Genomic DNA, 22,577 nt, shown 5'->3' with positions numbered 1-22,577 from the left:
GACCTGGACGGCACGGAGCACGCGGGTCAGGGGAGGCGCTCAGGTGATGCGGGGCTCGCTGGGCGTACGGGGCCCGCGCACGGCCCGGCGGCGGGTGACGGCCGCCGCGGTGGCCGTCGCGGCGGCGGCCGCGCTGCTGGCCGGATGCGGCGGGGACGAGGACACCGCCTCCGTGCCCGAGGGCTGGGGCACGCTGGACACCGGCAGCCTGCGCGTCGGCTACCCGAAGAACGACGGGTACGCGGAACAGCCCGCGGGCGAGCGGGCCAAGGCCAACGCGGCGGTCGCGCTCAAGGAGGAGGACGGCATCCGGACCGGCATGGTCTCGGTCCAGCTGGACTTCGCCACGGGCGTGCACGACGCGGCCGGGGCAGCGGCGGCGGCGGGCGCGGGCATCGGACTGAGCACCACCCGCAAGGCCACGGAGGACGTACGGCTCGCGGGCCCGGACAGCGCCGGCGAGGCGCGCGACGCCCGCCGGATCGACTACGACTTCACGGCGGACGGCCAGGAGGACACCCCGAACGCGGGCACTCCGATGACCGGGGTCCTGGTAGCGGGCGTGGACGCGAAGGGCGTGCCGTTCGTGGTGCGCCTGAACGCGGTGAAGGACGCGGTCGACGCGAAGGATCTGGACGCGTTCGTGGGGTCGATCACGGTGAAGTGAAGTAGGGCGGGGGCGCGGTGGAGCCGGGCACGGTAACGGTGAAGCCGGGCAGAGGCGCGATGGAGCCGGGCACGGTCACGGTGAAGCCGGGCAGAGGCGCGATGGAGCCGGGCACGGTCACGGTGAAGCCGGGCATGGGAGGCCGCTGTCGCGGTGTTGTCCCTTCTGCCGCCCACCCTCCGGAGGAGACCGCGCCATGGCAGAGCTGAAGATCGACGCCCTCGTGTTCGACGTGCTCGGTACGCTCGTCGACGAACCCGCCGGGCTCCGCGCCGGCATCCGCGCCCTGGGCCCGTCTGCCGGCCTGTCCCCCGGCCCGTCCGCCGTCCCCTCCGTCGGCCCGTCCGCCGTCCCGTCCCTGGACGCCCCCGGGACCGAACGGCTTCTGCTGCTGTGGCAGCGGCACATCGAGCGCGAGCAGCGCCGGATCCTCGACGGCGACCGCCCTTACCTTCCCAGCGACGCCCTCGACCGCGAGGCCGCCCGGATCGTCGCGGAGGCGGCCGGGGTCGAGGACTCGGCCGCCGTGCAGGAGTTGGCCGGTGCGGCCCGCCGCCTCCCGCCGTGGCCCGACACGGTGGCGGGGCTGGCCCGGCTCGCCGGACGCTTCCCGCTGATCGGCCTCTCCAACGCGAGCCGGACGGCGCTGCTGGAACTGAACGCCCACGCGGGACTGCGCTGGCACCAGGCCCTCTCCGCCGAGGACGCCCGCGCCTACAAGCCGGACCCGGCGGTCTACCGGCTGGCCGTCACCGTCGCCGGGCGGCCGCCGGAGCGCCTGCTGATGGTCGCCGCCCACGCCTGGGACCTGCGGGGCGCACAGGCGCTGGGCCTGCGCACGGCCTATGTGGCGCGCCCGGTCGGCGACCCGCCCGCACCCTCGGACCGGTTCGACCTGTACGCGGAGGACCTGGCGGACCTGGCCCGGCAACTGGAACTCCCCCGGGGCGTATGAGGCAGCTCCCGGGCGGCCGGTTCCTCTATCGCTTCATGCCCGCCCCGCCGCCTCGCCGCCCCGGTGGAGGGCTTCCAGGGCGGCGAGTTCGTCGTCGGACAGCCGCAGGGCTCCGGCGGCGACGTTGGCGGCGAGGTGGTCCGGGTTTCCGGTGCCGGGGATGGCGAGCACATGGGGCCCGCGGTGCAGCGTCCAGGCCAGCCGGACCTGCGCCGTGCTCACGCCGTGCGCGCGGGCGATCGTGAGCAGCGCGTCGGCGCCGGCGTCCGCGTCCGGGGCGGCGCCCGCCTCGCGCCCGGCGCCCGCGATGGCGTAGAAGGGCACGAAGGCGATGCCCTGCTCACCGCAGTCCCGCAGGAACGCGTCCTGGTCGGGCGGGGATCCGAGCCCGTACTTGTTCTGCACACAGACGACCGGGGCGATGGCACGGGCTTCGGCGAGCTGCGCGGGACCGACGTTGGAGACGCCGAGGTGGCGGATCAGCCCGGCCTCGCGCAGTTCGGCCAGCGCGCCGAAGCGCTCGGCGATCGAGTCGGTGCCCACGATGCGCAGGTTCACCACGTCGAGGTGGTCGCGGCCGAGCTGGCGGAGGTTCTCCTCGACCTGCCCGCGCAACTGCCCGGGTGTGGCGTGGTTCTGCCACCGGCCCGATGGGTCGCGTCCTGGTCCGACCTTGGTGGTGATGACGAGGTCGTCGGGGTAGGGCGCCAGCGCGCTGTTGATCAGCTCGTTGGCGGAGCGGAGCCGCGAGAAGTAGAACGCGGCGGTGTCGATGTGGTTCACGCCGAGTTCGCGGGCGCGGCGCAGCACCCGTATCGCCCGGTCGCGGTCGCCCGGCACCGCGTCGACGTCGAACGCTTCGCCCTGCTGCGGCAACCGCATCGTCCCGAACCCGATGCGGTTGACCACGAGGTCTCCGAGGGGCCAGGTGCCGGACGCCGCCGCGGTGATCGTCTCTGATGTCATGCCGAGATGATCTCCGAGCGGCGGCGGTCCCGACAACGACGTGATCCGCCGCTTCCGCCGCGAAGGGCGGGCCCTGGGTGGGCCGGAGCGGCAGCGCCCTATGTCCGCTCCGGCGCCTGGAAGCCACCGATCCGCTGCTCCAGCAGTTCGGCCAGCCGCAGCGGGGTGCGGTCCTCGAACATCGGGCCGATGATCTGCACGCCCACCGGCAGCCCCTCGGGCGACCGGCCCGCCGGTACGGCGGTGGCGGGCAGTCCGGGCAGGGTGGCCAGACCGGCCCAGACGAGCTGGTCGAAGTAGGCGAACCCGACGCCGTCGATGTCGATCCGGCGGGCCATCGGGTCCGGGTGGTGGTCGTGCGGGAACGCGGGGGTGGGCGTGATGGGGCACACCACGGCGTCGAACTCGGCGAAGAACTGCCGCCAGGCGTGGCGGTGCAGCTCACGGCGGGTGTTCGCGGCCATCCAGTCGCGGTGGCTGAACACCATGGCGCGCAGCCGCGCCGCGTCGAGGCTCCGGTCGTCGGCGCTCAGCCCGGCGGCGCGGACCCGCAGTTCCTCGTACGACTCGACGGGGAAGCTCGCGACGGAGCCGGAGAACAGCAACTGGGTGTAGAGCGTGGCGGATTCGGCCAGATCGGGCAGCAGCGGGCTGTGCCGCTCGACGCGGGCCCCGCCGTCGGCGAGGGCGTCCGCCACCCGGCCCACGCCCGCCCGCACGGCGGCGCCGGTCGGCAGGAACGGGTGGTCGTCGAGGACCAGGACCCGGAAGTCGCCGATCCGCTCGTGGCGCGCGGGCGGCAGCCTCAGGTCGTGCGCCACACCGAACGTGAGCGGGTCCGGTCCTGCCATGACATCGAGGAGCAGCCCGAGGTCACGTGCGCTGCGCGCCATCGGACCGACGACGGCGAGGTCGTGGTCGAACGGCAGGGCGGGCGTGTCGGGCGGGACCATGCCCCGGCCGGGCACCAGCCCGAGACTCGGCTTGTGCGCGTGGACACCGCAGAAGTGTGCGGGCGTGCGCAGTGAACCGGCGAGGTCGGAGCCGATGGACAGCGCGCCGAACCCGGACGCCAGGGCCGCAGCCGATCCGCCGGACGACCCACCCGACGTACGGCTGTGGTCCCAGGGGTTGTTGGTGGTGCCGTGGATCTCGTTGAAGCTCTGGATGTCCTGCAGCCCCAGCGGCACATTGGTCTTGCCGAGCACCACCGCACCCGCGTCCTTGAGCCGCGACACCTGGACCGCGTCCTCGGCGGGCAGATGGTTCCGGTACTGCGGCATGCCCCAGGTCGTGGGCAGGCCCGCGATGTCGTAGGACTCCTTCACCGTCACCGGTATGCCGAGCAACGGCCGGTCCTCACCACGGGCACGCGCCCGGTCGGCGGCGCGGGCGGCGGCCCGGGCCCGGTCGAAGTCGGGCACGCAGACGGAGTTGACCGCCTTGTCGTCCCGCTCGATACGGGTGATCGCGTCGTCGGTCAGTTCCGCCGAGGTCACTTCGCCGGCACGGAGGGCAGCCGCGAGTTCTTCGGCCGTCAGAAAATTCCACGTCATGGGGCGAACGTATGCGCCCCCGCGCGAGGGCAGGAAATACCGATGCCCGCAACGGCGACAACCGGGCAGCGGGGAGGGGGAGGGGCCCGGGATTGCTTCCCGACTTCCCGACTTCCCGACTCATCGGCTTCCCGGCTCATCGGGTAGCGGGCAGCACCCCGCGTACCGGCTCACCGGCTCACCGGGGCAGCGGGCAGGTGAGCGGAAGGACCCGTTCGGTGAGCCGGCCGGTGAGCAGGGTGTCGGTGACGACCGCCTCCGCCAGCCAGTCCGCCGTGGTCAGCCGGTCCACCAGCTCCGGCAGCTCGCCGGGGTCGACGGCGCACCAGGAGGCCAGGGCCTCCAGCTCGATGCCCCGGCCCTGGGCCCCCAGCCTGCCGTCGGCGTCGATCCCGGTGGCCAGCGCGAGGGCGAGCAGCCGCACCTCGGCCTCGGTCTTGGCCTTGCGGAGCTTCTTGTCGCCGACGACTCTCTGGGCCCATCCGCTGAGCCGGGGCCGCAGCTTCTTGCCGAACGTGAACGGGCCCGGGTCGCCGTCGTCGGGCGTCAGCGACGGCACGGTGATCCGAGTGGGGCACTCGGGGCGGGAGGCGATCAGTTCGTCGACGGTCCCGGCGATGCTCAGCCAGCCGCTCTCCACCAGCTGCGCCACCAACTGCTCGGGCTCGCGCAGGGGCAGCCCCTTGAGGTCCTGCCCGACGAGGTTGCCGACCCCGGACTGCGCGGTGCGCAGCGTCAGCATCACCACCAGGAGGCGTGCGTCCGGGCCCGGCAGGGGGGCGTGGTCGGCCACCTGCGCGAGGACGGCCCGTGCGTGGTCCCACTGCGCGGACGCGGTCAGCAGCCGTGCCACGACCGGCCCTTCCCCGTCCGGAGCCTGGCCGATGCGGTGCAGATGCTGGCGGCGGACGGTGGCGGCGGCCTGCTCGGCCCGTTGGGCGTCGAGACGCAGTGCGGTCTCACCGGTGGCCTCGGCCCAGGCGAAGAAGGCCTTCGCCTTACGGGCGTGGAGGTCGGCGAGCACCGCGAGGTCGGGTTCGGCGCGCTGCTGGTAGGCGCGGAAGAGTTCACCGAGTTCGGTGAGCTCGTCGCGCAGGGCAATGGGCCGCAGCTCGTACGGGACGAAGCGCTGCGCGATCCGCCCCCGCCGGCCGCGCTGCCGCGCGGGCCTTGCCTGCCTGGCCGTCCGGGATGCCGGTGCCGTCCGGGATGCACGTGCCGCCCCGAATGCAGGTGCCGACCCGGATGCAGGTGCCGACCCGGATGCCGGTGCCTGCTGCGGGACGGCGGCCTCGGGGGCGCGGTGCGAGAAGTGCGGGCCGATGGAGGAGAAGGTCGTCGCGGGTGCGGCGGCCGACGGCGCGCGTGAGGCGGCCGGGGCCGGGGCGGTGCCGCCGCCCCGGTGGGCGCCGCCCGTGGCCGGCCGGTCGGGGGCCGGGACGGTGGCGACGACCTTCGCGGTCGGGTGGGCGGCCGCGCAGCGCGCGCAGCACTCCATCACCCGCCACCAGCGCCCTTCCCGGTCCGTGACGACCGCCAGGACGATCGCGCCCCCGCACCGCCAGGGGGCGGGACGCTCACGCGGTCCGGCGGGCCGGATGTGCGTGTGGCAATCCTCGGCCCGGCAGACGCAGTACGCCGTGGGGCGGGGGGCCGGGCCGGCGCGCAGATGGGCCTTGAGATGCTCGACCGCCGCCGTACGTCCTACGGCGGCGGAGGACAGCACCTGCGCGGCGCAGGCCGGCCGACTGCACGAGACGCGTACGTCCGCCCGCCCGCGACCGACGGGATCCAGCCGCACCGTCCATGTGCGCCCCGCCACCCGTTCGTTCGTCGCCTGGGCCTCCACACCCATCACACCTTCCTCGCCGCACCCGCATGAACCCACAACGCAAACGACGGTCGGCCGTTCGAGTGACGGCCACGGAGGGGATGTGGCTGGTTTGCTGCCCTGCCGGGCAGGAGGACGGAGGGCCGCCCGTCAGTGCTCGCAGAGGGAGAACTCCCGCTCGTAGAGCTGCTCGTTGTGTTCGTCGACGAAGAACTTGCGTTCGTGCATGAGCTGTTCGCGATATTCCTTGGCCTGTTCGAGCGTCATGGTCGACGTGTCGGACCAGGGCTGCTGCGGCGGCACATCGGATGTCGAGACGATCTTTTCCGACGGATCGACCAGGAAGAACGCGAGAATCTTGCGGTATCCGGGGCGGGTGGGATCCGCGAGCCGGAACGAGCCGACGCGATGCTGCAGGATGTTCGGGAACGCCAGGCAGCGGCCCGCCGGGGTGGCTGCCGATCCCAGCGTCTGGTTCAGGGCGTCTTCGTCCTCCAGTCCGTAGACCTCGCGCAGACCGTTGTCGTCGTTCTGTTCGTAGCGCGGGTAGTCGAGCGCCGCCCGGAAGCTCAGCCGGCTCTCGGTGATGTTCTCGCTCTCCCAGTAGTAGATGCCGGTCGAGACGATCCGCTCGTTCAGCATTCCCTCGACATGCCAGGAGCCGCCGTCGTACGCCGGCTTCTCCGGGGTGAGGTGGATGGTGGCGAGCTTGACGATGACCTGGAGGCGGCGGCCGCGCAGATCGACCCGGGCGGAAGCGTCGGGCGACGCGGGCGGGGTGTAGTCCGGGGCGTCCGGAATGATCGGACTGCGGTTGACCCACCAGTCGTCCTGGGCCGTCTCCCACGCGCTGAGGGCCTCCGCGTAGGCCTCCTCATCGCTGAAGGAGGACTTGTCCGGATACACCGGCTCCGAGTCGCCGTACCACCCGAAGGGGTCGGCCTCGATCCGCAGGGGCCGCGGGTGGCGCAGATCGGTGAGGACGTTCTCCCACAGAGGGCGCATCCGCGCGAACAGGTCCGGGAGCACGGCGGCCAGGTCACGATGCTTCTCGGGGTGGACGTTGTTGACATACGAGCGGAAGGCGACATCGCCCTCGGTGCTGACGTCGACGTCCGTGGGCAGCCACTGGAACTTCTCGGAGAACTCGTACGCGGTGTAGCGGTCCGTCGGGTTCCGCCAAGCCCGCTCGGGTGCGCCGCTCGCCTCTCGTACCAGGCAGAAGAGGGAGGGGTGGACCAGATCCAGCACCTGGTCGCCGGAGCCCGGATGCCAGTCCTGCTCCGCTTCGGGAACCTCCTCCAGAACCCGGACCGCCGCGCGCAGCCGGGCTCCGAGCTCATCGTCGATCAGCGTGTCCGACTGCCACACGCCGTCGACGGCGGACACCTCCGCGCCGGTCCGGTCGTCCCGTAGCGCGGCGTAGTGCACGAGCTCGGCGAGCACGTAACGAACCTGCGCCTCGGTGAGCCCTTGGGCTATCGCCTCCTGCGTCCACCTGGCGACGATGCCGGCATCACGCATCTTGTCGGACCATCCCGGCTTCGCCCGGATGTGCGCGCTGCACTGCATCATCTGGAGTTCGCGCAGCGTTCGGGGGGTCGCGTACGAAACGGAACGGGAAACGTGAAAGGGCAGCGGAAAAGCGGACTGGCTGGTCAATGCTCTGGGTCTTCCCGGTCGGCGTGTGGTGGCGGGAAGGATATGGCAGCGGACTGACACAACGGGCTGACAGCGCACCCGCCGTCGCTGGGAGAGCGACGACGGGTGCGGGTGCCGGTGCGCGTATGGGTGCGGGTGCACCGACCGGTGCGTGGAGAAGGGGTCAGGCCCCCTCTCCGCGCGGGAAGGACACCTCCACGCGACGGTTCTTCTTCCGGCCCTCTTCGTTGCTGTTGCTGGCGATCGGGTACTGCTCGCCGTAGCCCCGGATCTCGTACGTGATCGTGGAGCCGAGCTGCTTCGAAAGGACCCCGTGCACGGCGTCGGCACGCTGCTTGGACAGGACGTCGCCGTGGGCCGAGGAGCCGAGGTTGTCGGTGAAGCCGAAGACGCGGACCTTGGTCGCGTTCTGCTTCTTGATCTCCTCGGCGATGGCGGCGATACGGGCGTTGGCCGCCGAGCTGAGCTTCGCGCTGTCCTTGCCGAAGAGGACTTCGGCCTGGAGCGCGAACTTGATGTCGGCGTTGCTGTCCTCACGCCGTTCCTCGCCGCCGAGGTCTTCGACGACCTGGACGATGTCGAGGACCCGGCCGGGGGCGAGGGTGCCGCCCTCCGGCATCTTCAGATCGGGGTCGTTCGGGTCGACGGGAACGGGCGGCTCCGACGTCGCCTCCGTGCCGGGCGGGACACTCGGCCCGTCGTCGGCGTACGAAGGTGCGGCTCCGAGCAGCGTGGTGCCGGCGATCAGCACGACGACCGCCACGGCTTGTCCCAGGTTGCGGGCAACCCGGGGGCGGTTGGTGGTCTTCATGGCCGCACTCACCCAGAAATCTTCAGCGAGGTGGTGGCGAAGGTCGGGAGGGTGAAGTCGACCTCGGTCGTGCTCTGCGGCGGGGCGGGGAACTGCATGAAGATCGGCGCCTTCTTGCCCGGGGCAAGTGACGTGATCGCCGTGGTGCACAGGCAGCGGGAGTCCGTGTCCCGGAGCACGTAGTAGCGCTTCTTTCCCGCCTTGTCCACCAGCGTGGCACCGGCGACCGAGTTGGGGTTCTTGTTGACGATGTTCACCTCCGAGCCGGCCCAGCCCGAGGTGGTCCGTGCCTGGTCCCCCTCATTGGTGATCGTGCCCTGAACCGTGAGGAAACCGCCGGAGTCCCGCTTGACCTCGTTGACGACCAAGACCAGGCCACCCTGCCCGCGCGTCTCCGCGAGCTTCACGTCCGGGTCCACATTCTCGCCCGCAGCTGTGTCCTCCTGCTGCGTCTCGCCCTTGTCCTCCGCGGACGGGCTGGCCGGGGCGGACGGGGTGCCGGAGCCCTCGGTGCCGGGCTCCTCGCCACCGCCGTCGCCACAACCGGCGAGGGCGAGGGCCAGGGCAGCCGTCATGGAGACAGCCGCCATCGCCCTTCTGGTCGTCGTGGTCCGCCGCATGCTCATGGTCCGATTCCTCTACTCGTCGTTCGCTTCGCTGTCACTGGTCGACCAACCGCACGTCGAAGAGCGTCGTGCTCACGCTCTTCCACGGCGGAGGGCTGCCGGGCGCGATCTCAAGGATCTTGCCGTTCCGGCACGTGAAGATGAAGAGGTCCTGGACGCCGTCGCTGTTGAAGTCGATGGCCTTCGGGTTCGGACAGCGGAACTCGATGAGCGCGGTGGCCTCGGCCTCGGCCTTCTTCTTGTCCGAACCGGGAAGCACCGGCGAGTCCACCGCATCACGGCCCTTGACCTTGACCTTGATCGTGTCCCGGAGGTAGCCGTAACGCGGTACACAGAGGGTCAGGTCGGCCTCATTGGCGCCTGCCAATCGTTCCGCCTCGTAACAGGGCGGAACGAAGGGCGCGCCCAGGAAGATATCCAGAGTGTTGCCGGGGAGCGAGGCGTAGAAGCCGGTTCCGAAGTCGTCACGCGCCTGCTGGGCGGCGGCCAGCGCGGCGGCGTCGGCGGCACCTTGGGAATCGTTGCGCAAGGCCGCGGCCTTGCCGACGGCGAAGAAGGCCAACGCAAGGAAGAGCAGGCCCGCCACCATCACGATGTAGATGGGGAAGGCCTGCCCTGCGTCGCCGTGTTGGCGCTCGCGCATCAGCCCGAGACGATGGAGGTCACCAGTCCGTCGATGCGGCTGGAGATGTTCCCGCCGATCCCGGAGGCCGCGATCGCACCGATGATCGCCACGACCACCAGAATGATGCCCAGGTACTCGAACGCCGTCTGCCCCCGGTCCTTCGCCGCGTAGCGCTTCTGGATGCTGCTGACGGCGGTGTTGGCCCAGCCGTTGACGCGGACGGCGGTCTTCAGGGTGATGTCCGACATGGTGTTCCCCTCCTGGTTCGGCCGACCGGTTGCCGGCCGACTCACACGTTTCTGCGGTGTCGCCCTCGATACCGGCTTCCTCCCGGCCGGTGCCGTTGGCGACGTGAGAAACATAGGGGGGAATCATCGCTCGCCCAGAGGGCCCGTGGGCCCATTCCCGGGCCCAAAAGGCTTTCTGGGCCCTCGCGTTGCGAGATCGCTCGGTCATGGCTGCCGCCCGGGGTTCCGGGGCGCGGTGCCGAGCCAGTGGGCGATGGCCTCGCTGCGCGTGGCGCTGTGGAGTTTCGTGAAGATGCGGTTGATGTGGTTCTTGACCGTCTTCTCGCTGATGAAGCAGGTGGCGGCGATCTGCTGATTGCTCATCCCGGACGCAATCAGGTCCATGACCTCCACCTCCCGCGAACTCAGCTTGTACTGCTGCCTGTTGGGGACGGGTGCCGACCCCCCGGACACAGAAGACTGTCCCACAGAAGGTTGCAGTTGCGAAAGACTTTCCGAGTTTTCGAGAGGGTGTGGCGGTACGTGTGCGGGCACGGGCGGCGTTGTCAGTGCCGAGCCCAGCCCCTCGGGCAGGGGGCCCCGCTGCGGGACCGCCCCCTGGCGCATGTGGGCCAGCAGGGCGTCCGCCGCCGTGGCGGTGAAGTGGGCGCGGCCGTCCTTCGTGTCGCGTACCGCCTGGACCAGTTGGTCCGCCGTGAACTCGCCGTGCACCAGATAGCCGCCCGCGCCCAGGCGCAGCGCCTCGTGGACGATCTCGCTCTCCCGGCTGTACGTCAGCATCAGCACGGGCGCGAGGCCGACCAGGTGCGGCAGGGCCGAGATGCCGTCCACGCCGGGCATCCGGACGTCGAGCAGGACCACGTCGGGGCGGTGCTGGTGCGTCTTCTCGTAGGCCTCGCGGCCGTCCGCCGCCTCCGCCACGACCTCGATGTCGGCCCGGCCCGAGAGCAGAACGCCCAGGCCCGCCCGGACCACCGGGTTGTCGTCAGCGACCACCACCCGGAGCCGTGCCGGCGCGGGGGCCGCGGGTGCGGGTGGGAACGGGGACGCGGCGGTCTCTCCGAACGGCGGGTACGGCGTCGGCGCGGCCGGGGGCTGGATCGCAGTGTGCTGGGGTCCCGGGTGTCCGGCAGGGCCGGGGGTCCGGGTGAGCGGGATGTGCGGCGACGGGTGCTGGGGGGCGGGGTGGTGGGCCGCCGCCCCGTAGCGGTTCGGCGCGGGGGAAACATCGTCCGGCATGCTGCGACCTCCTCTCAGGGTCGGGGTTACGGGTGGGGGGTCGTGACGTTCTCAGGTGCTGGTGCAGGTGCAGGCACCGACGACAGCGGCGGTGCAGGTGCAGGTGCAGACGACAGCGGCGGTGACGGCATCGAGTACGAAGGCGCGCTCCCGGCTGACGGCGCGGGCAGGGCCGTCGGCGGGGCGTTCTCCTCGGAAGCCGTGGCCTTCAGCGCCGCCAGCGGCAGCTCCACCCGCACCTCCGTGCCCTTCTCCGCCTTCCCTCGGCCGATGCGGATGCGGGCGCCGATGGAGGCGGCCCGCTCCACCATGCCGACCAGGCCGAAGTGGCCGGCCCGGCGGAGGGTGTCGAGTGTCGTGCCGGGGGGCAGGCCGCGCCCGTCGTCGTACACGCTGACGCGGAGCATGTCGCCCTTCACGCCCGCGAGGACGATCAGATACGTCGGGCCCGCGTGGCGGTGGGCGTTCTCCAGGGCCTCCGAGGCGACGGTGACGAGTTGGCGGGCGACCGCCTGCGGGACCGGTGGGACCGGGGTCTCCTCGGACAGGCGACGGAAGGTGGCCGTGACCGGGTGGCGGGCAGAGAAGTCCTGGGCCTGCGCAGCCAGTTCGGCGAGCAGGTCGACGCCTCCTTCCAAACCCTGTTCCCGACGGAGGTCGCTGAGCAGTTCCCGGGACTCTGCGGCGGCCCGGCGGGCGGCGCGGGCGACCAGATCCGCCTGGAGCTTCACGGTGGGCGGGTCCATCCGGTCCGCCGAGCACGCCAGGCCGTCGGCGGCCAGCGCCAGACCGTGCAGGGTCTTGGCGACCGAGTCGTGCATCTCGCGGGCCAGGCGGGTCCGTTCGCCCTCCACCGCCTCGGTCACCGCCAGCCGCGCCCGGGTCTCGGTGAGCGCCTGGGTCGCCGTACCGAAACGCAGGAGCAGATTGCGCAGGGTGACTCCGACCGCCCCGGCGATCACGCAGAAGCCGGGCAGGAGGAGTCCCGTCGCCCCGCCCGCCTCCAGCTTCGGGACGCTGGCGTACACGCCGAAGACGATGACCACCTGGAGGGCCGCGAAGACCGCCGCGCCGCGCCAGCCCTGGATCAGGCCGGCCAGCAGCGGGGTGCAGACGGTGACGTACGCGAGGGTCGACTCGGGGGTCGCCGTGATCAGCAGGAGCGAGCCGAAGAACACGTCGACGGCCAGCAGCCAGGGGTGGCGCAGCAGGACCGGACCGAACCGCTCCCAGTCGCGGAACAGCAGGTACGAGCCCATGAACGTGACCAGGATCGCCGAGCCGATGAACCAGGTGGGCAGTCCGGGCGCGGTGTGGCTGATGGCGTACGGGGTCGCTATCGCGATCATCGCCAGGCGGAAGCCGAAGACCTGGCGGCACATCGCCTGGAGGGCGTTGACCTGGATGGCGAAGGCCGGGCGGGCCGGGGTGCCGGTGTGGGCGCGGGACAGTTCCGCCGTCAGCCCGGGCTGGGCTCCGCTGAGCTGGAATGCCATGTGCCTGTCACCTCCGTCTCAATCGCCGTAGCGCTCGTGTTCCACAGAACCGGCCGCCTGCTTCAGCAGGCGTTCCGGAACGTAGGAGTTCCGTCCCCATCCGGCCCGTCGTTCATGTCACCCCAGCTCTCGTTCATGTCATCCGCCCGTGAGGGACGTGAGGTCGACGTCGGCTCCGTACACGAATCCGACGGTGAGGAGGAGCAGCGTGGCCGGGAGAAGGAACGTGGTCACCGCGAACGTGGCCTTCGGCACCGCCCTGGCCGCCTTGCGGCGTGCGTTCTGGGCGTCGGTGCGGCGCATGTCGTTGGCGATCTGGATGAGCGTCTCGACGATCGGCGCACCCAGCTCCTCACCCTGCTGAAGCGTCGTGACGAACATGGCGACCTGTTCGGAGTCGTTGCGCCTGCGCAGTTCCTCGAAGGCCTGACGGCGGCTGACCCCCATGTCCATCTGCCGGAGCGTGATCCGCAGTTCGTCCGCCCAGGGGCCCTCGTACTTCTCCGCGACCCGGTCCAGCGCCTGCCGGAAGCCGAGTCCGGCCGAGACGACGACCGCCAGGACGTCGAGGAAGTCCGGCAGGGTCCGCTCGATGTGCTCGCGGCGCACCCGGATCGCCGACCAGATCCCGGCCTCCACCCAGAACAGGCCGAACGCGACCATCAGGAGCGCGAGGAACAGCTGGCCGCGCAGCAGCATCGAGAACGCGCCGAGGACGCCCAGCGCGCCGTAGACCGCGCGGCGGGCGGCGTAGCGGTCGATGGTGAGGCCGCCGGGGTTGCCCGCCAGGTCGATCTGGCGGCGCTTCTTGTTGACGGCCTTGGGGCCCATCATCCGCAGGACCGCGGGGGCCCAGCGGATGCCGAGGCGGTCGATGCCGGAGCCGACCGCGCTGGTGCGGGAGGCCCCTGACTCCAGGGCCACGGCCAGGTCGCCGGGGAGTTTGGCGTCGGCCCGGTACATCCGGATGCCGTGGATGGCCCCGTAGACGGCGAGGCCGACGACCAGGGCTAGCAGCAGGTCCATGTCCGTCCCCTTTCTTCCTGGTTCCTGGTCTCAGACATCGATACGGGAGAAGCGGCGGATGACGACGAATCCGATGGCGTAGAGGACGATGGACACGACCACCGCCACCTGGCCGAAGAACGCACCCGTCATGCGGTCCAGCGCGCCGGGCATGACCGCGTTCATCAGCAGCATCGCGCCGATGCCGAAGAGCGGGACCGCGTACGCGGTCACGGTGACCTGGGAGAGCTGCGTCTTGACCTCGCGGCGGGTCTCCTTGCGCTCCTCCAGCGTCTCGGTGAGGTTGCGGAGCGAGCTGACGACCGTACCGCCGGCTCGGTTGGAGAGGACCAACGTCGTGACCAGGACGACCAGTTCGCGGGATGGGAGCCGGTCCGTCAGTTCGCTGAGCGCGTCCTCCAGGGGTTCACCGACGGCCAAGCGCCGTGCCACCCGGGCCAGTTCCTCCCCCGCCGGGTCCTCCAGCTCCTCCGCCGCCATCGACAGCGAGGTGCGCAGGGCCAGGCCCGCCTGGGTGGCGTTGGCGAGGATGCGGGAGAGCTCGGGGAGCTGGTTGATGAAGCGCTCGGTGCGCTTGACCCGCTGCCAGTTGAGGAACGCGTTGGTGCCCCAGAGACCGATCAGCGCGGCGACCGGGCCGAAGAACGCCGCGAGCATGGACGAGGCGATCATCCAGAGTCCCGCCATCGCGAAGAGCGCGTAGACGACGAACTCGCCGGGCGTGATGTCCATGCCGGTCGCGGCGAGCTTCAGCTCCAGCTTCCGGCCCGGCGAGGTGGCCCGCAGCCGGCGGTCCAGGCCCTTGAAGCGGCGACGGCGGCCCGTCTCGGGTATCTGGCCGACGTGGGAGAGCCGCTCGACGAGGGCGTCGCGGTCGGCCTTGCCGCCGGAGTAGGCGTACAGGCCCATCACGCCGAGCACGCAGCACAGCAGCGTGACGCCGACGGTGACCAGGGGGAGGTTGACGTTGTCCATGGCTCGGTACCTAGTTGGCCTCTCGGGTGGCGAGCTGTTCGGCGGACTGGGCGACGCCGAACGCCTGCGGGATGGGCTGACTGGCCAGGTAGAGGCGCTCGGCGAGCTTCCGGGGCAGCGGGAGGTACTGGAAGTCGCCGTAGATGCGGCCGTCGGGGGCCATCGGCTGGGCGTTGAACCGCGCGACCGTGACGATGCGGTACGGGTCGCGGCCGTGCGAGTCGAGGACCGCGATTTCGGTGATCTTCCTCGTGCCGTCGGCGTGCCGGGTGAGCTGGACGATCACGTCGACGGCGCTGTTGATCTGGTCGTGCAGCGCCTCGAACGGGATCTCGACCTCCGACATCGAGGCGAGGGTCTGGAGCCTCATCAGCGCGTCCTCGGCGCTGTTGGCGTGCACGGTGGCCAGCGAGCCGTCGTGACCGGTGGACATCGCCTGGAGCATGTCGAGCGACTCGCCGCCTCGGACCTCACCGACGACGATCCGGTCGGGGCGCATACGCAGCGAGTTGCGGACCAGGTCGCGGATGGTGATCTGGCCCTTGCCCTCGACGTTCGCGGGGCGGGTCTCCAGCCGGATCACATGGCTCTGCTGGAGCTGGAGTTCGGCGGAGTCCTCGATGGTGACGATGCGCTCGATGTTCGGGATCAGTCCGGAGAGCGCGTTGAGGAGGGTCGTCTTGCCGGTGCCGGTGGCGCCCGAGACGATGATGTTGAGCTTGGCCTGGACGAGGCCGGCGAGCAGCACCAGCATCTGTTCGTCCAGCGAACCGAAGCCGATCATCTCCTGGAGCGTGAAGGAGCGCGGGAAGCGGCGGATGGTGAGCGTCGCGCCGGTCAGCGACAGCGGCGGGATGATCACGTTGACACGTTCGCCGCTGGGCAGGCGGGCGTCGACCATCGGGTTGGACTCGTCGACGCGGCGGTTGACGGTCGACACGATGCGCTCGATGGTCTGCATCAGCTGTTCGTGGGAACCGAAGCGCATCGGGAGCTGTTCGACCCGGCCGTTGCGCTCGACGAAGATCTGGTCGGGGCCGTTGACCATGATCTCGGTGATGGACGCGTCCTCCAGGAGCGGTTCCAGGATGCCGAGGCCGAGCGCCTCGTCCACGACGCGGCGGATCAGCTGCGAGCGCTCCACGGTGGACAGCACCGGGCCCTCGCGGCTGATGATGTGGCCGAGGACGCGTTCCAGCCGGGCCCGCCGGTCGGCGGCGGCCAGCGAGGACATCTCCGCGAGGTCGATCTCCTCCAGCAGCTTGGCCCGGTAGGTGGCCACCAGGTGACCGTCCTCCCGTGCTCCGCCCTGCTCCTCCGGAGCGGTCATGCGTGCCCGCAGGCTCATCTGCGTAACTCTCCTCGTCGGTCGTCGGGGTCGGGACCGTAGTCCTGGCGGGGCGGGTCAGAAGCCGAAGCGGGATTTCTCGTTGGGCATGGTCGTGCTCCGCTCGGCCCACCACCCCTTCAGCCCCGGCACCACGGAGGGCACCTTGACCCGGACCGTGACCGTGACGTCCTGGCCGCCGCTCTTGCGGTAGCGGAACCCGCCGTCCTCCACCCAGTCGCTCACGGCGTCGCGGGCGTTGCTCTCGCCGCTGCCCCGGGCGTCCACGCTGGCTTCCGTACGGGCTCCGGCGCGGGCGGCCGTGCCCGCCTGGTTGGCGGCGTACGCGGCCAGGCCCAGCTGGATGGCCGCCATCGCGACGAGGAGCAGCAGAGGGAGGAAGCCGAGGTACTCCATGGCGACCTGGCCCCGGTCGTCGCCGGCCCGTGCGGAACGGGTGTGGTCGCTGTTCGGATGTGTCGTCACCTGTGTCGTCACCATGACTGCGTCTCCATCGGCGAACCGGCCGTGCCCTTGATCTCCGTGTCGAGGTCGAACAGGCCCGGCACCAGCACCGGGACCTTCAGCGTCACCGTGGCCTCGTACAGGCTGCCGCCGCCGCGGCAGGTGACGACGGCGCTCTCCGCCCAGGCGTCGGGCAGGTCTTTCATCGCGCCCTCCCGGCACGCGATCCTGGCCCCGTACTCCGCCCCGCTGCCCTTGCGCGCGCCCACGTCCGCCGCGTTGCCCGCGAGGCTGAAGGTGTAGCCGATCAGGGCGCACTCCCAGAGCACGAGCATGATCAGGATGATGAAGGGGGTCATGCCCAGGAACTCGACGGCCGTCTGGCCGCGGTCCCGGTTCCGGCCCAGTCCCCCGCGCTCACGTAGGGCGGTGATCCGCCCCCGTATGCCGCTGTGTGCCGTCCTTGTGGTGGTCATCGCTCAACGTGTCCCCTCGGAGTCTCCGGGGCCCCGGCCGGAGCCGTCGCGCCGGCGGCGCGGGCGTCCGATCGAGCCCCGGTCGTTCTTCAGAGCGCCGCTGTTCCGTTTGACCAGGGCGCTGCCGCTCTTCTTCGCGGCCGTGCTCTCCTTGACGATGCCCAGCTCTCCGGCCAGGCCCCAGAGCGCCTGCTTGACCGTGCTCTTGGCGTCCAGTTCGTGCAGGCGTCCGGAGTCGATGGACGCCTGGAGCTCCTTGAAGTTGGCGGGGATCGCCGCCGAGGCGACCCGGGTGCCGGTGATCTTCTGGATCAGCGGCGGCTGGATCTCGGTGTTGCGGGTGAAGCGGTTGACGAGGGTGACGGTCTCCTCGGCCTTGCGGATCTGGAGCCGTTCCCACATCCGTACGATGCGTTTCGCGCCGCGCACCGCGACCACGTCGGGGGTCGTGACCAGCAGGGCCACGTCCGCCATCTCGATGGCCGCCGCGTTGGCCCCGTTCATCTGGCCGCCGCAGTCGATGACGACGATCTCGTAGCGGGTGCGGAGCGCGCTGACGATCTGGCGCGCGGAGCGGTCGCTGACCTCCTCGCCGCGTTCGCCCTCGCCGGGGGCGAGCAGCAGGGCGAGGCCGGTGGAGTGGGAGAACACCGCGTCGGACAGCACCCGGGGCGATATGTCGGTGATCAGGGCGAGGTCGACGAGGGAGCGGCGGAACTGGACGTCGAGGAACGAGGCGATGTCCCCGGTCTGGAGGTCCATGTCCACCAGCGCCACCGTGTTGCCGGACGCCTGGGCGGCCAGGGCGAGTTGGATGGCGGTGACGGTCGCGCCGACGCCGCCCTTGGCGCCGGTGACCGTGACCACCGTGCCGCCGGGGCCGGTGAAGACCTCGTTGCCGGAGGTGAGGTGGCGGCGTACCCCGGCGGACCACTGGGCGGCCGCCTGGACGCGGTTGGCCAGTTCCTCGTAGCTCAGCGGCAGGGTGACCAGGCCGCGGGCGCCGGAGTCCATCGCGTCGGCGAAGAGGTTCGGGCTGGCGTCCGCGGTGATCATGACGACGCCGACCGAGGGGAACCGCAGCGACACCTCCCGGATCAGCTCCAGGGCCGGCACCGGGCCGATCCGCTCGTGGACCAGCACCACCTCGGGCAGTTCGTCGAGCGCCTCGCCCGCGAGGCGGGCCAGGGTGTCGATGAGCTGGGTGGAATCACCCACGGGGGTGGCCGGTTCGGCGTCGGGCAGCTGGCTGAGCAGGGTGGTGACGGAGCGGGCCGCGTCGAGATCGCCGACGGCCGGGAGGATTCTGGTGGTCATCCGATCCTCACTTGTCCTTGTCGAGCGTGTAGGTGCGGTCGCCGGGACGGATGGTGCCGTCGCTGCCCGGGGCGACGAGTGCCAGGCGTACGTGCTCCGCGAACGACTCGGCGTAGGCGACGCGCTGGGTGTCCAGCGTGTTCAGGGCGAAGGTGATCGGCACGGCCTCGGTCGCCCGGCTGCCCCGGTCGTCCGCGCTCGGGTCAAGGGCGGTGAGTTCGCCGACGTCCAGCACCTTGGCGTTGGCGACGATGACCTTGGACTGGGCGGAGTCGCCCTGCTGCTCGCCGGCGAACGTGGCGTAGATGTTGACCGTCGCGCCCGGTGTGATCTTGCCCGCGACACCGGTGGAGGCGTCAATCATGATGGCGATCTCCTGCTCACCGGCGCGGAGTTCGGGCTTGCGGACCATCATGTCCGACTGGAGGAGCGAGCCTTCGCGGAGCTCGGTGACCGCGATCTTCGACTCGACCTCGCGCAGGTCGGTCACGGCGTTCTCCGAGAGCCAGCGTTTGGGCATCTTGATCTTCTCGAACTGGCCGCTGTTCAGGGCGGTGTACGGAGCCACGTTGGTCTTCAGCTGGTACGCCGTCACCTCGGGTCCGACCTTCGAGTTGACGTCGCTGATCACCGAGAGCACGCCGGCGAAGGCCGCGAAGGCGCACAGGACCGACAGGAGCAGGAGTATCACGCCGCGGCGCTGGCGGGAGTTCATGGTCCGGACAACCTCGTTCGAATCGGATGCGTGGGACGGACAGCGGACAGAAGGTGCGGTGGAGCAGTGGGTGGAGCGTGGGTGGAGCGGTGGGTGGAGCAGTGCGACACCGGAGCGGTGCGGCCCTGCGGTGGGGCGGTTACGCGCTTACATGTGTGGCGGCGCGGCGCCGTGGAGGAGACGGCCCGCGGGCGGGAGCGGTGGCGCTGGGCGGTGTACGTGCGCGGGTGCGGGTGTGGGGCGAGTACGGGGACGGGTGGAACGGGGACGTCCCGCGGCGGGGGAGGACCGGCGCGCGGAGCGGTGGAGCGGGTGGCCTAGGGGCCCGGCGAAACGTCGGCCCCGTGGTGGAGGACACCGGTGGGAGGCGTGCGGTTCTCCGGAGCCGCGAGTGGTGCGGAACAGAATGCACAGCGGTCGCCGATGAGTTCCATGGCGCACCAGTGACACTTTTCCCGGCGTACGGAGGAAACCAGCTGGTAGAGCACGGAGAGGTCCGGGAGGTGGGCCGCGAACTCCACCAGCTTTCCCGTGCCCCACCAGCGCGGTGAGTCGGCCGGGACCGTGGTGTCGTGAATGGCCTGGACCTTCCAGGCGGGCGCGAGGGTCTCCTGTACCCAGTCCGAGTGCAGATTCCCTTTCGCCACCAGAAGATGCGTACCGAAATCCGGTCCGGCCGGCGGTTCGACGGTCGGGCCCACCTTGATCAGCTGCGGCTCGGGGCCGGCGAGCACGGCGAACTGGGACCCGGGGACCCAGGACTTGGCGTGGCTCTTCAGGCTGACCGGGACCCGGTCGAGCCGGGCGACGGAGTTGAGGAGCGCGCCCGCGTGGATGTAGTGCGAGAGCAGCCGGGCGGCGGAGGCGACCACCCCGGGGCTGAAGTCGCAGATGGACAACTGCCGTAGCTGGCGCACCAGTACGGCCACGCCAAGGGGCGGGAGGTCCACCTTGACGAGGGCGATCCGGTCGCTCTCCAGCACCGAGCGGATGGAGTGCAGGCGTCGCTCGTGCTCGGGCCGGATGCCCGAGGGATAGAGGGCGATCACATACCCGTGCTGTTCGAGCAGCAGGTGCATGTCGCCGATGGCCAGCTCCAGCACCTGGGCCTCGGGGGCCTGGAGCAGAGCGGCGGTCGGCGTCTGCTGATCGGTGGGCGGCAGCACCAGGTCTGCGCTCGTCACTGCTATTGCGGTCGGCACGCTCTTCCCCGTTTCGGCTCCGGTCGACGTGGGGACGTCGACCGCAATCGCTACCTGCTCCGTGCTCCTGCCCCAGCACTTTAGCCACGTCTCACCAGGCAGAGAACAGTTATCGGAGACCAGTACGCCACCATGCGAACACCGTTCCGACGAGGCCCGGGTACTAAACGGGATGAAATCGATTCCGCCCAACTCGCCTTTCGCTGCGGAGCGTTACCGAAGCCCGTGTCCGGCTTTCGATCATGTATCCATTCGCGCACGTCAGGCCGCCTTCCGGGGCACCCGACTGCCTTTTCGTAAGGGCGTTTCCGTGACGGCCCGAAGTTCTCCTGCAAGATCACTCGTGCGGGGGGGCGGCGTGCGGTCTCGGGGCCGTTTCCGTGCCGGGAATCCTCGGCCCGGCACCCCCGTACGGGGGTGCCGGAGCCCTCTCGCGACCACCCCGCCGTCGGCCTTTCACCGCCAGAGGTCTTGACAACTCGATTGGTCTGGACCAGCTTATGCGCCACAGCGGTGGCCACCGCTGTGGCGTCACGGATCCCCGCTCCGCCCACCCCCGTGCAGCCCGCCCGGCACACCCGCACGATTTGCCAGCACCGCCAACTCCCCCCGGAGGCACCAGTGGAACGCTCCGCAGGCAGCAGTCGCAGAAGAAGACGTCGCTCCCGGCCCGTGCTCGGCGGCGCCATGGCCGTCGTCGCGGCCGCCGCCCTGACCGTCACCGGACTCGTCAGCACCGCCCAGGCCGCCGACGTCAACAACGCCAAGAACGCGGGCTTCGAGTCGGGCCTCGCCAACTGGACCTGCACCGGGGGCAGCGGCACCGTCGTCTCCACGCCCGTGCACGGCGGTACGTCCGCGCTGAAGGCCACCCCGGCCGGCCAGGACAACGCCAAGTGTTCGCAGACCGTCAAGGTGAAGCCCAACTCGACCTACGCGCTCAGCTCCTGGGTGCAGGGCGGCTACGCGTACCTCGGCGCGAGCGGCACCGGAACCACCGACGTCTCCACCTGGACACCGGGGTCCACCTCCTGGACCAAGCTCTCCACCAGCTTCACGACCGGCGCGAACACCACATCGGTGACCGTCTACACCCACGGCTGGTACGGGCAGGCCGCCTACTTCGCCGACGACTTCGAGGTGACCGGACCCGACGGCGGGGGCGGCGAGGAGCCCGGACCGGTCATCCCGGCGGCCCCCGGCGGCCTCGCGGCGGGCGCCACGACCACGTCCTCCGTCGCCCTGTCCTGGAACGCCGTCTCCGGCGCCACCGGATACACCGTGTACCGCGACGGCACGAAGGCCACCACCTCCACCGGCACCTCGGCGACCGTCACCGGCCTGTCCGCCGACACCGCGTACCAGTTCTCCGTGAGCGCCACCAACGCGGCCGGCGAGTCGGTCAAGTCGGCCGCCATCAGCGCCCGTACGGCCAAGGAGGGTACGGGCCCCGGCCCCGGGCCCGCCGTGCCGAAGCACGCGGTGACCGGCTACTGGCAGAACTTCAACAACGGCGCGGCCGTCCAGAAGCTCAGCGACGTCCCGGCCGACTACGACATCATCGCGGTCTCCTTCGCGGACGCCACGCCGACCCAGGGCGCGGTCACCTTCAACCTGGACACCGCCGGGCTGAACGGCTACACCGAGGCGCAGTTCCGCTCCGACATCAAGGCCAAGCAGGCGGCCGGCAAGAACGTCATCATCTCGATCGGCGGCGAGCTGGGCACGGTCCGGGTCGACAACGACGCCTCCGCCACCGCGTTCGCCAACTCGGTGTACGCGCTGATGCAGGACTACGGTTTCAACGGGGTCGACATCGACCTGGAGAACGGTCTCAACGCCACCTACATGACGAAGGCGCTGCGCCAGCTGTCGGCGAAGGCGGGCAGCGGTCTGGTCATCACGATGGCCCCGCAGACGATCGACATGCAGTCGACGTCGGGTGAGTACTTCAAGACGGCGCTCAACGTCAAGGACATCCTGACCGTCGTCAACATGCAGTACTACAACAGCGGTTCGATGCTCGGCTGCGACGGCAAGGTCTACTCGCAGGGCTCGGTGGACTTCCTCACCGCGCTCGCCTGCATCCAGCTGGAGGGCGGTCTCGACCCGTCCCAGGTCGGCATCGGCGTCCCCGCCTCCACCCGGGGCGCGGGCAGCGGCTACGTCGCCCCGTCGATCGTGAACGCGGCGCTGGACTGCCTGACCAAGGGCACCAACTGCGGTTCGTTCAAGCCGTCGAAGACCTATCCGTCGCTGCGCGGCGCGATGACCTGGTCGACGAACTGGGACGCGACGGCCGGGTTCGCCTGGTCGAAGGCGGTCGGCCCGCACGTCCGCAGCCTGCCGTAACCCGTAGCCCGTAACGCGCGACCCGTAACCGGTAGCTCGT

General features: G+C 70.8%; 22 protein-coding genes. 3 read left to right on the top strand and 19 right to left on the bottom strand.

The window, feature by feature from the left end; translation table 11 throughout:
* The first annotated feature begins 46 nt into the window (after window positions 1-46).
* Window positions 47-667: a hypothetical protein gene (locus tag KV381_RS24225; RefSeq protein WP_050495673.1), complete on the top strand. Its 621-nt coding sequence runs from the start codon at window positions 47-49 to the stop codon at window positions 665-667.
* On the opposite strand, the gene KV381_RS24220 is transcribed toward KV381_RS24225, so the two are convergent.
* Window positions 654-803, bottom strand: coding sequence for a hypothetical protein (locus KV381_RS24220; RefSeq protein WP_193464340.1), 150 nt, complete (start codon window positions 801-803; stop codon window positions 654-656). The genes KV381_RS24225 and KV381_RS24220 overlap by 14 nt on opposite strands.
* 60 nt (window positions 804-863) lie before the next feature.
* Between KV381_RS24220 and KV381_RS24215 the strand changes: the two genes are divergently transcribed.
* Complete coding sequence (locus tag KV381_RS24215) at window positions 864-1,622, top strand: haloacid dehalogenase type II (RefSeq protein ID WP_030082595.1); 759 nt, start codon at window positions 864-866, stop codon at window positions 1,620-1,622.
* A gap of 33 nt (window positions 1,623-1,655) precedes the next feature.
* Here the strand turns inward: KV381_RS24215 and KV381_RS24210 are convergent, their stop codons facing one another.
* The 18 genes from KV381_RS24210 to KV381_RS24125 form a co-directional block, all read right to left on the bottom strand.
* Window positions 1,656-2,588, bottom strand: a complete 933-nt coding sequence (locus tag KV381_RS24210) for an aldo/keto reductase (protein WP_030630689.1) — start codon at window positions 2,586-2,588, stop codon at window positions 1,656-1,658.
* A 98-nt stretch (window positions 2,589-2,686) separates the two neighbouring features.
* On the bottom strand, window positions 2,687-4,144 hold the full coding sequence (locus KV381_RS24205) for an amidase (protein ID WP_098024680.1): 1,458 nt from the start codon (window positions 4,142-4,144) through the stop codon (window positions 2,687-2,689).
* Window positions 4,145-4,322: 178 nt separating this feature from the next.
* A complete protein-coding gene (locus KV381_RS24200; RefSeq protein ID WP_218786227.1) occupies window positions 4,323-5,999 on the bottom strand; it encodes a hypothetical protein in 1,677 nt (558 codons plus the stop codon).
* Between the two features lie 126 nt (window positions 6,000-6,125).
* Window positions 6,126-7,637, bottom strand: a complete 1,512-nt coding sequence (locus KV381_RS24195; protein WP_086779271.1) for a DUF4246 domain-containing protein — start codon at window positions 7,635-7,637, stop codon at window positions 6,126-6,128.
* Window positions 7,638-7,800: 163 nt separating this feature from the next.
* Entirely contained in the window at window positions 7,801-8,448 is a 648-nt protein-coding gene (locus KV381_RS24190; RefSeq protein WP_193464356.1) for an OmpA family protein, read from the bottom strand.
* Window positions 8,449-8,456: 8 nt separating this feature from the next.
* Window positions 8,457-9,074 (bottom strand): hypothetical protein, encoded by a 618-nt coding sequence (locus KV381_RS24185; protein ID WP_103538331.1) that lies wholly within the window; start codon window positions 9,072-9,074, stop codon window positions 8,457-8,459.
* Between the two features lie 34 nt (window positions 9,075-9,108).
* Complete coding sequence (locus tag KV381_RS24180; protein ID WP_030630680.1) at window positions 9,109-9,717, bottom strand: pilus assembly protein TadG-related protein; 609 nt, start codon at window positions 9,715-9,717, stop codon at window positions 9,109-9,111.
* The gene (locus tag KV381_RS24175) at window positions 9,717-9,947 is read right to left on the bottom strand and encodes a hypothetical protein (RefSeq protein ID WP_003966643.1); all 231 of its coding nucleotides are present in this window, start codon (window positions 9,945-9,947) and stop codon (window positions 9,717-9,719) included. The genes KV381_RS24180 and KV381_RS24175 overlap by 1 nt, the downstream gene beginning before the upstream one ends.
* Window positions 9,948-10,151: 204 nt before the next feature.
* Complete coding sequence (locus tag KV381_RS24170) at window positions 10,152-11,186, bottom strand: response regulator transcription factor (RefSeq protein ID WP_030082577.1); 1,035 nt, start codon at window positions 11,184-11,186, stop codon at window positions 10,152-10,154.
* 26 nt (window positions 11,187-11,212) lie between these two features.
* Window positions 11,213-12,682, bottom strand: a complete 1,470-nt coding sequence (locus KV381_RS24165) for a histidine kinase (protein WP_103538332.1) — start codon at window positions 12,680-12,682, stop codon at window positions 11,213-11,215.
* A gap of 138 nt (window positions 12,683-12,820) precedes the next feature.
* On the bottom strand, window positions 12,821-13,708 hold the full coding sequence (locus KV381_RS24160) for a DUF5936 domain-containing protein (RefSeq protein ID WP_030630678.1): 888 nt from the start codon (window positions 13,706-13,708) through the stop codon (window positions 12,821-12,823).
* Between the two features lie 30 nt (window positions 13,709-13,738).
* Window positions 13,739-14,683 (bottom strand): type II secretion system F family protein, encoded by a 945-nt coding sequence (locus tag KV381_RS24155; protein ID WP_218786222.1) that lies wholly within the window; start codon window positions 14,681-14,683, stop codon window positions 13,739-13,741.
* A 10-nt stretch (window positions 14,684-14,693) separates the two neighbouring features.
* Entirely contained in the window at window positions 14,694-16,031 is a 1,338-nt protein-coding gene (locus KV381_RS24150; protein ID WP_218786219.1) for a CpaF family protein, read from the bottom strand.
* Between the two features lie 57 nt (window positions 16,032-16,088).
* Window positions 16,089-16,511: a TadE/TadG family type IV pilus assembly protein gene (locus KV381_RS24145; protein ID WP_256995143.1), complete on the bottom strand. Its 423-nt coding sequence runs from the start codon at window positions 16,509-16,511 to the stop codon at window positions 16,089-16,091.
* Window positions 16,505-16,951: a TadE family protein gene (locus tag KV381_RS24140; protein WP_098024684.1), complete on the bottom strand. Its 447-nt coding sequence runs from the start codon at window positions 16,949-16,951 to the stop codon at window positions 16,505-16,507. Before KV381_RS24140 ends, KV381_RS24145 begins: the two co-directional genes overlap by 7 nt.
* A gap of 3 nt (window positions 16,952-16,954) precedes the next feature.
* Complete coding sequence (locus KV381_RS24135) at window positions 16,955-18,268, bottom strand: AAA family ATPase (protein WP_030082563.1); 1,314 nt, start codon at window positions 18,266-18,268, stop codon at window positions 16,955-16,957.
* Between the two features lie 7 nt (window positions 18,269-18,275).
* Window positions 18,276-18,983 (bottom strand): Flp pilus assembly protein CpaB, encoded by a 708-nt coding sequence (cpaB, locus tag KV381_RS24130; RefSeq protein ID WP_030082561.1) that lies wholly within the window; start codon window positions 18,981-18,983, stop codon window positions 18,276-18,278.
* Between the two features lie 317 nt (window positions 18,984-19,300).
* Window positions 19,301-20,167 (bottom strand): hypothetical protein, encoded by an 867-nt coding sequence (locus KV381_RS24125; protein ID WP_030630418.1) that lies wholly within the window; start codon window positions 20,165-20,167, stop codon window positions 19,301-19,303.
* A gap of 639 nt (window positions 20,168-20,806) precedes the next feature.
* Here KV381_RS24125 and KV381_RS24120 point away from each other — a divergent pair.
* Complete coding sequence (locus tag KV381_RS24120; RefSeq protein ID WP_078846023.1) at window positions 20,807-22,537, top strand: chitinase; 1,731 nt, start codon at window positions 20,807-20,809, stop codon at window positions 22,535-22,537.
* Window positions 22,538-22,577 lie beyond the last annotated feature (40 nt).

The sequence above is a fragment of the Streptomyces sp. WY228 genome (genome assembly GCF_019287315.1).
In the GTDB taxonomy this organism is placed as follows: domain Bacteria; phylum Actinomycetota; class Actinomycetes; order Streptomycetales; family Streptomycetaceae; genus Streptomyces; species Streptomyces caviscabies.
Note: the sequence above shows the minus strand (reverse complement) of the source record. Positions and strands in the feature narration are given on the sequence as shown.

Bases quoted from the DNA above. Each gene is read 5' to 3' on its own strand.
- KV381_RS24160 (WP_030630678.1), bottom strand. From the start codon at position 13,708: ATGGACCTGCTGCTAGCCCTGGTCGTCGGCCTCGCCGTCTACGGGGCC.
- KV381_RS24180 (WP_030630680.1), bottom strand. From the start codon at position 9,717: ATGCGCGAGCGCCAACACGGCGACGCAGGGCAGGCCTTCCCCATCTAC.
- KV381_RS24170 (WP_030082577.1), bottom strand. From the start codon at position 11,186: ATGCCGGACGATGTTTCCCCCGCGCCGAACCGCTACGGGGCGGCGGCC.
- cpaB (WP_030082561.1), bottom strand. From the start codon at position 18,983: ATGAACTCCCGCCAGCGCCGCGGCGTGATACTCCTGCTCCTGTCGGTC.
- KV381_RS24165 (WP_103538332.1), bottom strand. From the start codon at position 12,682: ATGGCATTCCAGCTCAGCGGAGCCCAGCCCGGGCTGACGGCGGAACTG.
- KV381_RS24155 (WP_218786222.1), bottom strand. From the start codon at position 14,683: ATGGACAACGTCAACCTCCCCCTGGTCACCGTCGGCGTCACGCTGCTG.
- KV381_RS24145 (WP_256995143.1), bottom strand. From the start codon at position 16,511: ATGGTGACGACACAGGTGACGACACATCCGAACAGCGACCACACCCGT.
- KV381_RS24205 (WP_098024680.1), bottom strand. From the start codon at position 4,144: ATGACGTGGAATTTTCTGACGGCCGAAGAACTCGCGGCTGCCCTCCGT.
- KV381_RS24210 (WP_030630689.1), bottom strand. From the start codon at position 2,588: ATGACATCAGAGACGATCACCGCGGCGGCGTCCGGCACCTGGCCCCTC.
- KV381_RS24150 (WP_218786219.1), bottom strand. From the start codon at position 16,031: ATGAGCCTGCGGGCACGCATGACCGCTCCGGAGGAGCAGGGCGGAGCA.
- KV381_RS24200 (WP_218786227.1), bottom strand. From the start codon at position 5,999: ATGGGTGTGGAGGCCCAGGCGACGAACGAACGGGTGGCGGGGCGCACA.
- KV381_RS24140 (WP_098024684.1), bottom strand. From the start codon at position 16,951: ATGACCACCACAAGGACGGCACACAGCGGCATACGGGGGCGGATCACC.
- KV381_RS24135 (WP_030082563.1), bottom strand. From the start codon at position 18,268: ATGACCACCAGAATCCTCCCGGCCGTCGGCGATCTCGACGCGGCCCGC.
- KV381_RS24190 (WP_193464356.1), bottom strand. From the start codon at position 8,448: ATGAAGACCACCAACCGCCCCCGGGTTGCCCGCAACCTGGGACAAGCC.
- KV381_RS24225 (WP_050495673.1), top strand. From the start codon at position 47: ATGCGGGGCTCGCTGGGCGTACGGGGCCCGCGCACGGCCCGGCGGCGG.
- KV381_RS24175 (WP_003966643.1), bottom strand. From the start codon at position 9,947: ATGTCGGACATCACCCTGAAGACCGCCGTCCGCGTCAACGGCTGGGCC.
- KV381_RS24185 (WP_103538331.1), bottom strand. From the start codon at position 9,074: ATGAGCATGCGGCGGACCACGACGACCAGAAGGGCGATGGCGGCTGTC.
- KV381_RS24220 (WP_193464340.1), bottom strand. From the start codon at position 803: ATGCCCGGCTTCACCGTGACCGTGCCCGGCTCCATCGCGCCTCTGCCC.
- KV381_RS24215 (WP_030082595.1), top strand. From the start codon at position 864: ATGGCAGAGCTGAAGATCGACGCCCTCGTGTTCGACGTGCTCGGTACG.